The organism is Parasphingorhabdus sp. SCSIO 66989 (assembly GCF_032852305.1).
GTDB classification, from domain to species: Bacteria; Pseudomonadota; Alphaproteobacteria; order Sphingomonadales; family Sphingomonadaceae; genus Alterisphingorhabdus; species Alterisphingorhabdus coralli.
This window is the reverse complement of sequence record NZ_CP136594.1, coordinates 2,859,088-2,872,240: the sequence shown is the minus strand read 5'-3', so window position 1 is coordinate 2,872,240 and position 13,153 is coordinate 2,859,088. Positions and strand designations below refer to the sequence as shown.

Below are 13,153 nucleotides of genomic sequence, written 5' to 3'. Positions count from 1 at the left end.
GGCGGGCTTCGACAAGCTCAGCCCTGACGGTGTTTTGCGGTTCAGGTTATTATTGAGCTATCCATAAACAATAAAATGCGGGTTATCATAATCCCGCTCGGCCTTCTGGTAATGCAGCGGCGTCGTGCCATCCTCCAGCGTCACCCGGCCCCCGGCAGCTTCGACAATCGCCTGTCCGGCAGATGTATCCCATTCCATGGTGCGGCCCATGCGGGGGTACAGATCGGCCTTACCCTCGGCGACAAGGCAGAATTTCAGCGATGATCCGGCAGAGATGATTTCCGCGACATCATGCTCATCCAGAAAGGCGTTAGTCTCCGCCGTGCGGTGCGAGCGTGAGGCGATGGCGACCAGCTTTTCGCTGGCCTTCCGAGTCTGAAGCGGTTTGCGCTGATCCGGTATCGCCCAGTCGGCATCGGGTGCCATTTCAGCCATCCATGGCGCGGCCTCAGGATGCGCAACATAAAGAGCGTTGCGCGCTGGCGCATAGATGACCCCTGCCACCGGCTTTTTGTCCGCAACAATCCCGATATTGACGGTAAAGTCCTTGCGCTGATTGATAAATTCACGGGTGCCATCAAGCGGATCGACACAGGCATAGACATTGCCAAGATCGGGAATGCGTCCGGCGGCGACTTCCTCTTCCGCCAGCACCGGTAGGCCGGGAGCGATGGCTGCCAACTGCTCGAGGATTAACGCCTCAGCCTTGTGATCGGCCTCGGTTACGGGAGAATTATCCTTCTTCTCCACCACGTCACAGCCCTGAATGAAATAGGGCATGATCAGTGCTCCGGCCTCATGCGCGATTCGCGCCAGTGCGTCGCCGGTAATCGTGGCGGCAGGGCCAGGGAGGGCACCAGAGCTGGTATCTATCATCAGATCGTCGGTGCCCATTGGCCGAGCACAATGTCAACAATATACTCCGCCGCGTCTTCCGGCGTCATCTGGGTTGTGTCGATCCTGATCTCAGGATTCTCCGGGGCTTCATAGGGGCTATCGATGCCGGTAAAGTTTTTCAACTCACCCGCGCGTGCCTTTTTATACAGTCCTTTGACATCGCGTTTCTCAGCGACTTCCAATGGCGTATCGACGAAGATTTCGACAAATTCGGCATCATCCATCAGATCGCGGGCCATTTGCCGTTCGGCGCGGAAGGGCGAGATAAAGGCGGTGAGCACGATCAACCCCGCATCGGTCATCAGCTTGGCGACCTCGGATATGCGGCGGATATTCTCAACCCGGTCGGCATCGGTAAAGCCGAGATCCTTGTTCAAGCCATGACGGACATTGTCGCCATCGAGCAGGAAACTGTGCTTGCCAACGGCATAGAGCTTTTTCTCAACCAAATTAGCAATAGTGGATTTGCCCGAGCCCGACAGCCCGGTGAACCAGAGCAGCTTCGGCTGTTGGTTTTTTTGCGATGCATGGGCCTCGCGGGTGATATCGACGCTCTGCCAATGGACATTCTGGCTGCGGCGCAGGGCAAAGTTGATCATGCCCGCCGCGACTGTGGCGTTGCTCACCTTGTCGATCAGGATGAAACCGCCCAGATCACGTCCGCCCTTGTCAGCATCATTATAGCCTTCAAAAGCAATGCGCCGGTCGGTGGTGATCTCCGCAACACCAATGCTGTTCAGCTCCAGCGTCTTGGCCGCGACCTGCTCCATGGTGTTGACATTGATCTGATATTTGGGCGGCTGGACCGTGGCTGATACCATCTGAGTGCCCAGTTTCAGCATATAGGCGCGACCGGGGAGAAGAGCTTGTTCATCCATCCAGACAATCGTAGCTTCAAACTGGTCCGCAGCCGATGGTGGCGCGTCGGCGGCGGCGATCACATCACCGCGCGAGCAATCTATCTCATCGGCCAAAGTCAGCGTGACTGACTGGCCCGCGCTCGCTTCCTCCAGATCGCCGTCAAAGGTGACGATACGTTCCACCGTAGACGTCTTGCCCGAAGGCACGACGCGCACCTTATCGCCGGATTTGACTGTGCCGCTGGCAATCTGCCCGGCAAAACCGCGAAAATCGAGATTGGGTCGGTTAACCCATTGCACCGGCATCCGCATCGGCCCGTCACGCCGCGCATTGACGCCTATCTCGACCGTCTCAAGATGATCGATCAGTGCCTTGCCAGCATACCATGGAGTCTGATCACTCAGCGATGCGATATTGTCGCCCGCAAGACCGGAAATCGGGATCGGGGTGAAATTGCTGATACCGATGGATTTTGCGAACAGATCATAGGCGCTGACAATCGCCTCATAGCGTTCCTGATCATAATCGATCAGGTCCATCTTGTTCACCGCCAGTACGATATTCCTTATGCCCAGCAGATGCGCCAGATAGCTGTGCCGCTTGGTCTGGGTGAGCACCCCTTTGCGCGCATCAATCAGAATGATGGCGAGGTCGGCGGTGGATGCGCCGGTCACCATATTGCGGGTATATTGCTCATGCCCCGGTGTATCGGCGACGATGAACTTGCGCTTTTCGGTCGCGAAAAAGCGATAGGCGACATCGATGGTGATGCCCTGTTCGCGTTCGGCAGCGAGACCATCGACCAGCAAGGCAAAGTCGATATTCTCGCCTTGGGTGCCGCTGGTTTTGGAGTCCGCCTCCAAGGCCGCGAGCTGATCTTCAAAGATCATCTTGCTGTCATAAAGCAGGCGGCCAATCAGCGTGGATTTGCCGTCATCGACGCTGCCACAGGTGATAAAGCGCAGCATGGATTTATGCTGATGGGTGTCGAGATAGGCGTCGATATCATCGGCGATCAGCGCTTCGGGGCGGTAGACGGTTGCTTCGCTGTCCATCAGAAGTACCCCTCCTGCTTCTTGGCTTCCATCGAAGCGCCTTGCCCCTTGTCAATCGCGCGGCCCTGGCGTTCCGAACCGGTAGCCAGCAGCATTTCCTGAATGATAGCGGGGAGGTCGGCGGCATCGCTTTCGGTCGCGCCGGTCAGCGGGTAGCAACCCAGGGTACGGAAACGTACCGAGCGCTCCAGCACTTCTTCGCCATCTTCCAGACGGAAGCGGTCGTCATCGACCACAATGGTCAGCCCATCACGCTCCACCGTCGGACGCGGCGCGGAATAATAGAGCGGCACAATATCGATATTTTCGAGCAAGATATATTGCCAGATATCCAGCTCGGTCCAGTTGGAGAGCGGAAAGACGCGGATGCTCTCGCCCTTGTTCTTGCGGGCATTATAGAGCTTCCACAATTCGGGGCGCTGGTTCTTCGGATCCCAGCGGTGGCTGGCTGAGCGGAAGCTGAAAATGCGTTCTTTGGCGCGCGCCTTTTCTTCATCACGACGACCGCCGCCAAAGGCTGCGTCGAAGCCATAGCGGGTGAGGGCGTTCTTCAGCGGATCGGTGAGCATGGTCTGCGAATAGAGAGACGAGCCAGTATCGAAGGGGTTAATCCCGGATGCCGCACCTTCGGAATTATGCTCGACCAGAAGTTCCAGGCCATATTCCTTGGCGGTGCGATCACGATGGTCGAGCAGCGCCTGAAAATCCCAGCCCGATGCAATATGCAGGAAAGGGAAGGGCGGCGGCGAGGGATAAAAGGCCTTGCGCGCGACATGCAGCATCACCGAACTGTCCTTGCCGACCGAATAGAGCATGACCGGCTTTTCCGCCTCGGCCACCACTTCGCGCATGATGTGGATAGCTTCGGCTTCAAGCCGTTGAAGATGGGTGAGATTCATAAGTCAGAACGGGCCAGTCATTAAAGCATCGAGACGCATCACCGCGCCACTATTGCTGTTCATATATAACCGGTCTGACCGAATGATATTGAGTTTTTCTATCCGCCACGCAACTTGGGCTTAGTCGCTCTTATCTTTGGTAGCCGCCAATAACTGTTTGACCCGCTGCGATTCTCCGCGTGGGACGATCAGCAACTGGTCGCCCTCGGCTATGATAATCAGATCGGAAACACCTGCCGCCGCAATCTTCAGACCATCGCTCTGGATAAGGGTATTGCTGGTTTCCAGCGATGTCACCGGGCCGCTATGGGCATTGCCGGATGCATCCTTCTCAGCAAGATCATAGACTGCATCCCAACTGCCAAGATCGGACCACCCACAATCCAGTGCGAACACGGCGACATTGTCTGCTTTCTCCATGATCGCATAGTCGATGGAATCCGATGGTGAGGCGCCAAAGCTTTCGGCATTGGGCATGATCGCATTACCATCGCGGGCCGCAGCCTGATGAGCCTTTGTACAGGCTTCGATCATTTCCGGCGAATGGCATTGCAGCTCTTCAAGATACCGATCCGCACGCATCAGAAAGATGCCAGCGTTCCAAAGATACCCACCTTCGGCGAGCATCTGCTCAGCCACATCGCGCTTCGGTTTTTCGACAAAGGCCTTAACCTTATGGCCTGTGCTACCGTCAAGAGGAGCGCCCTGATGGATATAGCCATAGCCAGTTTCCGGATGGGTAGGGGTGATGCCAAAGGTCACCAACGCCCCTGATTGTGCTGCCTGTTCGGCCTCAGCAACAACGGCGCAAAATATCTCCGGCGCGCGCATGACATGGTCGCTCGGCATCACCAGCATCAGGCTGTCATCGGCGAGTTCCAGCGCCGCTAGCGCAATCGCAGGTGCCGTATTGCGCGCCGCAGGCTCCAATATGATCCGCGCATTGTCTCCCAGTCCGGCAGCATCCAGTTCCGCCGCCATCAGCTTGTGATGCGCGGCATTGCCGATGATAAGCGGCGGGGCGAATTGCGTATTGTCACGCACGCGATCGAGTGTCGCGGCAAACATGGTCCGTTCTTCCGCCAGCGGCAGAAATTGCTTGGGCCGCGCATCGGTGGAACGCGGCCACAACCGAGTACCGGACCCGCCGGAGAGAATGACGGGAGTGATCATAGAGTGTCGCCTCCGTCAATTGTGCGTGGCCACGCCAGAAGCATGCAGGTCGCATCGTCCAATTCTGCGTGCTTCAGCGGCGTGTGCGCACGTCGGCGATAGACTTGACCATGATTGAGTGTTTGTTCGTCGAGCTGAGCATCACCTTGGATGGCAACCCAATAACTGTCGGTGGCCATAGTACTGGCAAGCTCTTGCACCTGGTTCTCATCATCACAAAGCGCGATCCCGAAATGTGGCCAGTGCCGGATCAACGGCTCATTCCTGTTATAGCTGCCATGGTTGGTCATGGCGTAAGGTGCTCTGGTTGCGACCGCAATCGCCTGGTCGAGGTGTAGTTCACGCGGTCGACCATAATCATAAAGCCTATAGGTAAGGTCGATATTCTGTTGCACTTCAATCAGAGTAACGCCGGGGCCAATGGCATGGATTGTACCCGGCTCGACATACCAGATATCGCCCGCTTTGGTTGGCTTCCAGTCGATCATATGCTCAATTGTGCCGGATAGCGATGCCTCACGCAGCTCGCCCGCACTTATCTCTTCTTTCAGCCCCAGGCCGAGCGCCGCATCTGGTGCAGCATCAACAATATACCAGCATTCCGCCTTGCCACTTCTATGGCCTTGGTCACGTGCCGCAGCGTCATCTGGGTGAACCTGCACCGACAGTTTCTGGCTGGTGAACAGATATTTTATCAGTATCGGGTCGTTGCTGTTCGTATTGTCGGATTGATACCACAACTCGCCAATATGCTCTGAGGCGGTATCACCAGAATTGACAAAAGGCGGTGCGAGATCATCGCGACCCCATGGCTTTGCCACCTTATGTGCAGTCAATTGGGTGAACATTAGTTATTGGCCGCGCCTAGAGCAGACGGCGCACCTCCTCGCTGTTGTAAACCCTGACATCTGCGTCAATGCGGTTTGCCTTGGCCAGCTGCAGCATGAATTCAGTCATATGTGGCTGGCCGAAATGGCCTTGAAGCGCCTCTTCATCGCGCCAGCGCTCGGATATACGGATGGTATCCGGATCGTTGACGCAGGTGGCAATGCTGTAATGCAGGCAGCCTTCCTCGTTCTCATTAGTGGCTATAACCGCCCTAGCTGCGGCATCACGCAGTTTCTTGACATCGCCCTTGGCGTACTTAATCCAGCCTTCAACGATCAACATGGCCGCTCTCCTTACATCGCGATCTTGTGGTAATCCTTATACCATTCGACAAAACTGGGGATACCATCTTTCAGGCTGGTTGTTGGCTGATAACCCACAGCATTGGCAATCGCATCAATATCCGCATAAGTCTCATAGACATCGCCAGGCTGCATCGGCTTCATAACCATCTCAGCTTTGCGATCACAGGCCTGCTCGATCGTCTGGATAAAATCCATCAATGCGACCGGTTGGTTATTACCGATATTGTAAATGGCATGCGGCGATATGCTGCCTCCGGCCTTCGCTGTCCTGTCGTCCGTAGGTGGTGCGTCTAGTGTAGCGATAATGCCTGTCACTATATCGTCAATATAGGTGAAGTCGCGCTTCATATTACCTTTGTTGTATACCGTTATTGGTTCTCCATTCAGTATTGCCTTTGTGAATTTCCACGGGGCCATATCGGGCCGGCCCCATGGACCATAAACGGTAAAAAAGCGCAGGCCAGTCATTGGCAGACGATAGAGATGCGCATAGGTTTCGCTCATCAGCTCGTCTGCTTTTTTTGTGGCGGCGTAGAGCGATACCGGGTGGTCAACTCTATCGTCCACCGATAGCGGCATCTTTTTTGCCATACCGTAAACCGAAGATGATGAAGCATAAATCAAATGCACCACTTCCCGTTTCCGCGCCAACTCCAGTATATTGGCATGGCCGACCAGATTGGACTGCACATAGGCGGAAGGGTTTTCGATGCTATAGCGAACCCCGGCCTGCGCCCCGAGATGAACAATGCGGTCAAAACGTGAAACTGCCAGCGCGGCGTCAAGAGCTTCAGCATCCGCAAAATTGACTTTGTGAAAGACGAAGTCCCGGTTCGTGATTGCAATATCGACCAGCCGAGCTTGTTTCAGCGCGGGATCATAATAGGTGTTGAGATTGTCGATGCCGATAATTTGCTCGCCACGCAGCAAAAGAGCCTTGGCCAGCGCATGACCGATAAATCCCGCAATTCCAGTTACCAGAATGGCCATATGCTACGCATCTCTCTGTTTCCAGCCTTTGGGATTAGAGCAGGATTAGCCTTAATCGACATTTATTGCTATCTGATTGACCGAACAGAGAATATTTAAGTTTTGCTACATGCAAATATGTGTCGTGCGTGATGCTACGAATGTCGTGTTTGCTGTGGTGTAAATCATATTACTCTGCGCTAAGCGTGATAAATATGGGTATTATCCCTGATGATATAGCTTGCGAAGGGCTGAATTTTGATTAGGCGTATGCAATCACTATATAAAGATAAAAATATGTCTTACTATCAGACGCTTACGGGTAACGGAAAATGCCAGTGAACGCCAGTATTATACAGCTACTTGAGCGTGCCATGGATCTGCACCGCTGGCAGAAACAGGCTATTGTGTTCGCTATGGATATGGTGTTGCTGATATTGGCGACCTGGATAGCTTATTCCCTTCGAATCGGCATCTGGGTGTATTGGAATCAGGCAATAGCGAGTATTCTGTTGGTCGGAATACCATTAACCATTACAGTTTTTACAGTTACCGGCGTTTATCAGGCAATTTTCCGTTATGCTGGCTCAGGAATGATCGCCACGCTGATACGATCTTTCCTTATATACGGTATAGGGATGTCGATTGCATTTATCTTCATTGGCGTCAGTGGTGTTCCCAGAACTATGGGAGCATTGCAGCCGATAATATTCTTTATGCTGGTTGCCTCTTCACGCATTATGGCGCGCTATGTGCTGGTTGATTTGTTTGGGCGTCGCCAGTTTGACGGAAATATCAAGCATATTCTTGTCTACGGCGCCGGTGATGCCGGACAGCAGCTTGTCAATTCCCTACGTTCCGAGCATGATATCAAGGTCATCGGCTATATCGATGATGACAAACGGCTTGATGGCCAAAAGCTTGACGGAGACCGCGTATATTGGAGCGGTTATATCCGTGAGGTCATTGAACGCTATGCGGTTACGGATGTATTGCTCGCATTGCCACGTATCTCACGCAAAAAGCGACGTAATATTGTTGATGGGCTACGAGAATTCAAGGTCACCGTCAAAACCTTGCCAAAGTTACGAGATATAGTTGGTGGCAATGTATCGATAAGCGACATTCGACCACTGGATATTGAGGATTTGCTTGGACGTGAACCGGTCACGCCGAATGAGCTTTTGCTAGGGCGGACTATTGTCGGTAAAAATGTATTGGTAAGTGGTGCTGGCGGTTCTATCGGCAGCGAGTTGTGCCGACAGATTGTAAAGATAGGGGCAAAGAGCCTTATCCTGCTCGATATTTCCGAATTCTCACTATATTCGATTGAAAAAGAGCTACGCGATTATTGCGCTGACAATCAGCGAATGAATATCACCATTATACCCGTCCTTGGTTCCGTTGCAGATAAGCTTCGGCTTGCTGAGATATTCAAAAGCCATGATATCGATACCGTATATCATGCTGCTGCCTATAAGCATGTTCCGCTTGTCGAGGCCAACCCATTGGAAGCAATCCGCAACAATATCATTGGTACATTTGAACTGGTAAACGCTGCGTATGATGCGAGGGTGACGGATTTCATCCTCATCAGCACCGACAAAGCTGTGCGGCCAACCAATGTTATGGGCGCAACAAAAAGGGCAGCAGAGCAGATACTACAATCCTTTGCTGATATTTCTAAAATTACGCGCTTCTCAATGGTCCGTTTCGGTAATGTCCTTGGGTCAAGCGGTTCTGTTGTACCTCTATTTCGACGTCAGATTGAAGCAGGGGGACCAGTTACACTTACACACAAAGATATTACACGCTATTTTATGACCATCCCTGAAGCTGCGGCACTTGTTATCCAGGCAGGCGGAATGGCCAAAAGCGGCGAAGTATTCGTCCTTGATATGGGTAAACCGGTACGCATTGAAAAGCTGGCTCGGACGATGATCCAGCTAAGTGGATTGACTGTGCGCGATCCTGATAATCCCGATGGCGATATTGAAATTACAGAAGTGGGATTGCGTCCGGGAGAAAAGCTGTATGAAGAGCTTCTGATTGGAGAACAGCCCAAGACCACTAAGCATGAGCGTATCATGATGGCGCATGAGGGATATTTGGATTGGAACAAACTGTCTAAGTTGCTGCATTCTCTAGACAACTGCAGAATTCCCGAGGACGCGATCAACCTATTGCAAGAACTTGTTCCTGAATTTGACCATCGTCGAGACAATCTCGTTCGTAAGCGAGCAAATGACTAGCCCTGGTAAGAGCAGTAGCTTCTTCCTAGTTCAATCATTCCAGATGCCACGTGTGTCGTAAACCTCTTTATCCTTACGCTCATCGTGTGGGATAGCCTTAAACAGGTCATGATCCACCAGCGAGATGAAAATGTCGCAGGTATCGATTGCAGTGTCAATATCGATGAGCGTTGCTCCAGTGCTGATTAAAGCATCAGGTAGAGCATCAACATACGGCTCGACTATGGAGATGCGTGATCCATATTTTGCGGCCAGTGCCAATGCCACTTTCAGCGCCGGGCTCTCACGGAAGTCATCGATATTGGCTTTGAAGGCGAGGCCAAAACAAGCGACGTGCGCATCGGGATTGGCATCGATCAGCGCGCTGGCCCGGGCGATAACATGGTCCACCTTGCCATCATTCACTGTCCGCGCATTGCGGATGAGCGGCGTTTGCTCCGGCGCACTGTGCACAATGAACCACGGATCGACAGCGATGCAATGGCCACCGACCCCTGGGCCAGGCTGGAGAATGTTAACCCGGGGGTGACGATTGGCGAGGCGAATAACCTCCCAGACATTCATGTCGAGCGAGTCGGCGACCAATGAGAGCTCATTGGCGAAGGCAATATTAACATCGCGATAGGCATTTTCGACCAGCTTGGTCATCTCAGCCGAGCGCGCATCGGTAGTGATGCAATCGCCGCGCACGAACAGTTTGTAGAAGCCAAGGGCCTTGCGGGCACATCTCGGGGTAATACCGCCAATGGACCGGTCATTATTGGTCAGCTCGATCAATATCCGTCCAGGAAGAACCCGCTCGGGGCAATAGGCGATAGCGATGTCGGGAATGGCATCGGTTATACCGGGCACTTTCAGATCCGGGCGCAATTCGGCAATCAGATCGCGCAGCTTTTCTGTTGTCCCTATCGGTGATGTCGACTCCAATATGATGATATTGCCGGGTTGCAGGACCGGCGCGATGGCGCGTGTGGCATCAAGGACGTAACTGATATCGGGCACCTTGTCGGCACCAAAAGGTGTAGGGACAGCTATGACGAAGACATCAGCTGCCGCGGCCTGTGTCGCGGTTTTGAGCTTGCCGCGCGAAACCACGCCCTGCACCAGGCCATCGAGATCCACTTCTTCGATATGAATTTGCCCGGCGGCAGTGGTGTTCACCACTTCCTCATTGACGTCCACACCCAGCACATTGCATCCCGACCGGGCAATGATCGCCGCTGTCGGCAAGCCGATATAGCCCAGCCCGAGGACGCACACTTCTGGTTTGGTTTCTGAACGCATGACCCATGCTCCATTTCGGATTGATATAGACATCCATTATGGAGGAAAGTGCGATGACGCAATTCCCAATGGCCAATGCGCTAGCAATATAGGGTATAGACACCGTTAAGATGCCGTTCTCGTGGTGTAAGCCCCTGTAAAATCAGTGTTCAGCGATGATCTGGGCGATTCTTTCGCTGCTTTTGCCATCACCGAACGGATTATGCGCGCGTGCCATGCGCTGATATTCCGCATCATCGTCAAGCAGCTGTGTGGTCGCGCTAACAATCGTGTCTCGGTCGGTGCCGACCAGCTTGGCAGTGCCCGCCTCAACCCCTTCAGGCCGCTCGGTCGTCTCACGCATTACCAGGACCGGCTTGCCGAGGGCAGGGGCCTCTTCCTGCACCCCGCCACTATCGGTCAGCATGATATCGGCGAGCGACAGCAAATGGACAAAATGCGGGTAATCGAGTGGTTCGATCATCGCGACATTGTCGAGTCCGGCCAAAGCTGCGTCCATTACCGCGCGGACATTGGGGTTTGGGTGAACGGGAAAGATAAACGCAATATCATCGCGCTTCGCTAACTCGGCAATGGCGTCGGCAATATTCTCCAGACCGCCACCGAAATTCTCTCTGCGATGGCTGGTAACGCCGATAATCCGTTTGTCGGCAAAGCGCTCTTTCAGTGGTTTCAAGCCCGCCGCCAGTTCCGGCTCTGCTTCAATGCGTCTTGTGACCCAATGCAGCGCGTCAATGACGGTGTTGCCAGTAACATGGATATGCGCCGGGTTGACCGCCTCTTTCCTGAGCGCTTCGGCGGCCGTTCCCGTCGGTGCAAAATGCATATCGGCGATGGTACCGATGATCTTGCGGTTCACCTCTTCGGGCCATGGCTGATAGATATCATAACTGCGCAAGCCAGCTTCGACGTGGCCGACAGGTATCTTGCGATAATATGCAGCGAGCGCGCCAACCATGGCGGTCGCCGTGTCGCCCTGGACGATAACTCGGTCTGGTTTCTCGGTGTCCATAACAGAACCGATTTTGGTCAATAGTCTCGCCGTTAATGCATCCAGAGACTGGTCGGGCTGCATAATATCGAGATCATGATCGGGGATGATATTCCCGATATTAAGCACTTGGTCGAGAATTTCCCGATGCTGTGCGCTGACGCAGATAATCGGCGTGAGAAGCTCGGCATGGCCAAAGGCGTGCGCCAATGGGAAGAGCTTGATAGCTTCAGGGCGTGTGCCAAAGGTGAGGAGAATTTTGAGCGCCTTCATCAGAAACTGCTCCTAAAGATGGAGACGTCACTTTGATAGGGGAAATCGTGGTTAGTAGAAAAGTTCCTAATGCCATCTGGGAAGGATGATTTGCACTAGATTTCAAAAATGCTCGATATCATTGCTCAATCGGGCGGATGCTAATCTTTTCAAGGCTTCCCCTAATTGCCGGTCGCCCGGACCATGCTCTGCCATTAACAGCCATTGCTATAAACGCACAGTCTTCAGGGCGTGAAGTCACCGCCAGAATGTTCTTGCTTGAGCCCAGAGGTTCTTCAAAAAACGGGGTGGTCATACCAGCACAAGTGAGTTGTAGTTTGACGTCCTCGCTCTGGCCCTTCGGTTCCAGTTTGTGGTTTATCTGGATCGAAAAAGGACCTGTGGGAGCTTCAATAATGCGTGAAGCAATCACGCCCCCTTGACCAGCCTGGATTCGAATCTCGAGTTCTTTTCCATCAACGCTGGGTTGAGCGCGGAATCCTCTCTCATCTGCAAATGCCCAGTCGAACGGAGCGTAGGTGCTTCTCCAATCCAATTGAGCACCATCCTTTGCATTGTGGCTGTTTTGTTTGGTTATGTCGAGATAGAGACGGCGAGCGTCGGCGAAGCTGCCATTTTTAACAAGGTTCGAGATTAGGCGCTGATCGAACAGTTCGTCGTCTAGATCAATCTTGCCTCTAATTGCCGCCAGACTCGAAAGCGCTTCGTTTTTCCCAACAGCATACCGCAAAAATGCTTCGCGCCAAGGCAGATCATTCTTCAAAAGGTCGGTAAATGATGTGACGGTTTGCTCTTGAGACAAAGCTTGCGTCAAAACAGGGAAAAAATCATTACGGCGTCGCGGGTGAACTCGCAATATCTGGTCGAGCGTTTCTATCACACCGTCATAATTGTTATCCTGCAATCGCTGTTCCAGCATCAGACTTTGCAGAGCCAGATTGCGGCGATTAAGCTTTGATGCCGTATCAATCAGTTGGCGGCGTTTTTCAGGATCAGTTTCCGCGAGCGCAAGGATGGCATGCGCTTTAGGGGCCAAAGGCTCAATGCGAATGGCTTCGTGAGCCAAGTGCGCAGCATCCTGTGCTGCTGTTGTAAGATTGTTCGGGTCCGTGGCTGCTTGAGTGAACCGGTCAAAAGCAAGTTCCTCCAGCGCATGCCCGTTTAGGGGGAAAGCAGAAAGTGCAAGTTCTGGATTCTTTTTGGCACTAACACTGCTGAGAGCTTGCGCACCGAGAATGATGGCCAGACTGATGGCAAAGAGCGACACAAAGGCGAGCTTGAGAGGATTTTTGATGCGCATTAGCTT

At 53.2% G+C, this 13,153-nt stretch carries 11 protein-coding genes; 1 reads left to right on the top strand and 10 read right to left on the bottom strand.

From position 1 onward, the window contains the following. Positions 1 to 57 precede the first annotated feature (57 nt). The 7 genes from cysQ to RB602_RS13360 all read right to left on the bottom strand — a co-directional run bounded on the left by cysQ (position 58) and on the right by RB602_RS13360 (position 7,068). Entirely contained in the window at positions 58 to 894 is an 837-nt protein-coding gene (gene cysQ, locus RB602_RS13390) for a 3'(2'),5'-bisphosphate nucleotidase CysQ (RefSeq protein WP_317081186.1), read from the bottom strand. Then, positions 876 to 2,813 carry a sulfate adenylyltransferase subunit CysN gene (gene cysN, locus RB602_RS13385; protein WP_317081184.1) on the bottom strand — a complete coding sequence of 646 codons (1,938 nt, stop codon included), beginning with the start codon at positions 2,811 to 2,813 and terminating at the stop codon, positions 876 to 878. Before cysN ends, cysQ begins: the two co-directional genes overlap by 19 nt. Then, the gene (gene cysD / locus RB602_RS13380) at positions 2,813 to 3,712 is read right to left on the bottom strand and encodes a sulfate adenylyltransferase subunit CysD (protein ID WP_317081182.1); all 900 of its coding nucleotides are present in this window, start codon (positions 3,710 to 3,712) and stop codon (positions 2,813 to 2,815) included. Before cysD ends, cysN begins: the two co-directional genes overlap by 1 nt. 120 nt (positions 3,713 to 3,832) lie before the next feature. After that, the gene (locus tag RB602_RS13375) at positions 3,833 to 4,885 is read right to left on the bottom strand and encodes a mannose-1-phosphate guanylyltransferase/mannose-6-phosphate isomerase (RefSeq protein ID WP_317081181.1); all 1,053 of its coding nucleotides are present in this window, start codon (positions 4,883 to 4,885) and stop codon (positions 3,833 to 3,835) included. Further along, positions 4,882 to 5,733, bottom strand: coding sequence for a class I mannose-6-phosphate isomerase (locus tag RB602_RS13370; RefSeq protein ID WP_317081179.1), 852 nt, complete (start codon positions 5,731 to 5,733; stop codon positions 4,882 to 4,884). Before RB602_RS13370 ends, RB602_RS13375 begins: the two co-directional genes overlap by 4 nt. Before the next feature lie 16 nt (positions 5,734 to 5,749). Next, positions 5,750 to 6,055, bottom strand: coding sequence for a putative quinol monooxygenase (locus RB602_RS13365; protein WP_317081177.1), 306 nt, complete (start codon positions 6,053 to 6,055; stop codon positions 5,750 to 5,752). 11 nt (positions 6,056 to 6,066) lie between these two features. After that, positions 6,067 to 7,068, bottom strand: a complete 1,002-nt coding sequence (locus tag RB602_RS13360; RefSeq protein WP_317081175.1) for an NAD-dependent epimerase/dehydratase family protein — start codon at positions 7,066 to 7,068, stop codon at positions 6,067 to 6,069. 317 nt (positions 7,069 to 7,385) lie between these two features. Here RB602_RS13360 and RB602_RS13355 point away from each other — a divergent pair, with 317 nt between their 5' ends. Continuing rightward, positions 7,386 to 9,299, top strand: a complete 1,914-nt coding sequence (locus tag RB602_RS13355; RefSeq protein ID WP_317081173.1) for a polysaccharide biosynthesis protein — start codon at positions 7,386 to 7,388, stop codon at positions 9,297 to 9,299. 30 nt (positions 9,300 to 9,329) lie between these two features. Here the strand turns inward: RB602_RS13355 and wecC are convergent, their stop codons facing one another. The 3 genes from wecC to RB602_RS13340 form a co-directional block, all read right to left on the bottom strand. Further along, positions 9,330 to 10,583: a UDP-N-acetyl-D-mannosamine dehydrogenase gene (wecC, locus tag RB602_RS13350; RefSeq protein ID WP_317081171.1), complete on the bottom strand. Its 1,254-nt coding sequence runs from the start codon at positions 10,581 to 10,583 to the stop codon at positions 9,330 to 9,332. Positions 10,584 to 10,725: 142 nt separating this feature from the next. Then, the gene (gene wecB / locus RB602_RS13345; RefSeq protein WP_317081169.1) at positions 10,726 to 11,847 is read right to left on the bottom strand and encodes a non-hydrolyzing UDP-N-acetylglucosamine 2-epimerase; all 1,122 of its coding nucleotides are present in this window, start codon (positions 11,845 to 11,847) and stop codon (positions 10,726 to 10,728) included. Between the two features lie 118 nt (positions 11,848 to 11,965). Next, on the bottom strand, positions 11,966 to 13,147 hold the full coding sequence (locus tag RB602_RS13340) for a hypothetical protein (RefSeq protein ID WP_317081167.1): 1,182 nt from the start codon (positions 13,145 to 13,147) through the stop codon (positions 11,966 to 11,968). Between the last annotated feature and the right edge of the window lie 6 nt (positions 13,148 to 13,153).

Coding starts and splice junctions, on each gene's coding strand:
- cysQ (WP_317081186.1), bottom strand. CDS start 894: ATGGGCACCGACGATCTGATGATAGATACCAGCTCTGGTGCCCTCCCT.
- cysN (WP_317081184.1), bottom strand. CDS start 2,813: ATGGACAGCGAAGCAACCGTCTACCGCCCCGAAGCGCTGATCGCCGAT.
- cysD (WP_317081182.1), bottom strand. CDS start 3,712: ATGAATCTCACCCATCTTCAACGGCTTGAAGCCGAAGCTATCCACATC.
- RB602_RS13375 (WP_317081181.1), bottom strand. CDS start 4,885: ATGATCACTCCCGTCATTCTCTCCGGCGGGTCCGGTACTCGGTTGTGG.
- RB602_RS13370 (WP_317081179.1), bottom strand. CDS start 5,733: ATGTTCACCCAATTGACTGCACATAAGGTGGCAAAGCCATGGGGTCGC.
- RB602_RS13365 (WP_317081177.1), bottom strand. CDS start 6,055: ATGTTGATCGTTGAAGGCTGGATTAAGTACGCCAAGGGCGATGTCAAG.
- RB602_RS13360 (WP_317081175.1), bottom strand. CDS start 7,068: ATGGCCATTCTGGTAACTGGAATTGCGGGATTTATCGGTCATGCGCTG.
- wecC (WP_317081171.1), bottom strand. CDS start 10,583: ATGCGTTCAGAAACCAAACCAGAAGTGTGCGTCCTCGGGCTGGGCTAT.
- wecB (WP_317081169.1), bottom strand. CDS start 11,847: ATGAAGGCGCTCAAAATTCTCCTCACCTTTGGCACACGCCCTGAAGCT.
- RB602_RS13340 (WP_317081167.1), bottom strand. CDS start 13,147: ATGCGCATCAAAAATCCTCTCAAGCTCGCCTTTGTGTCGCTCTTTGCC.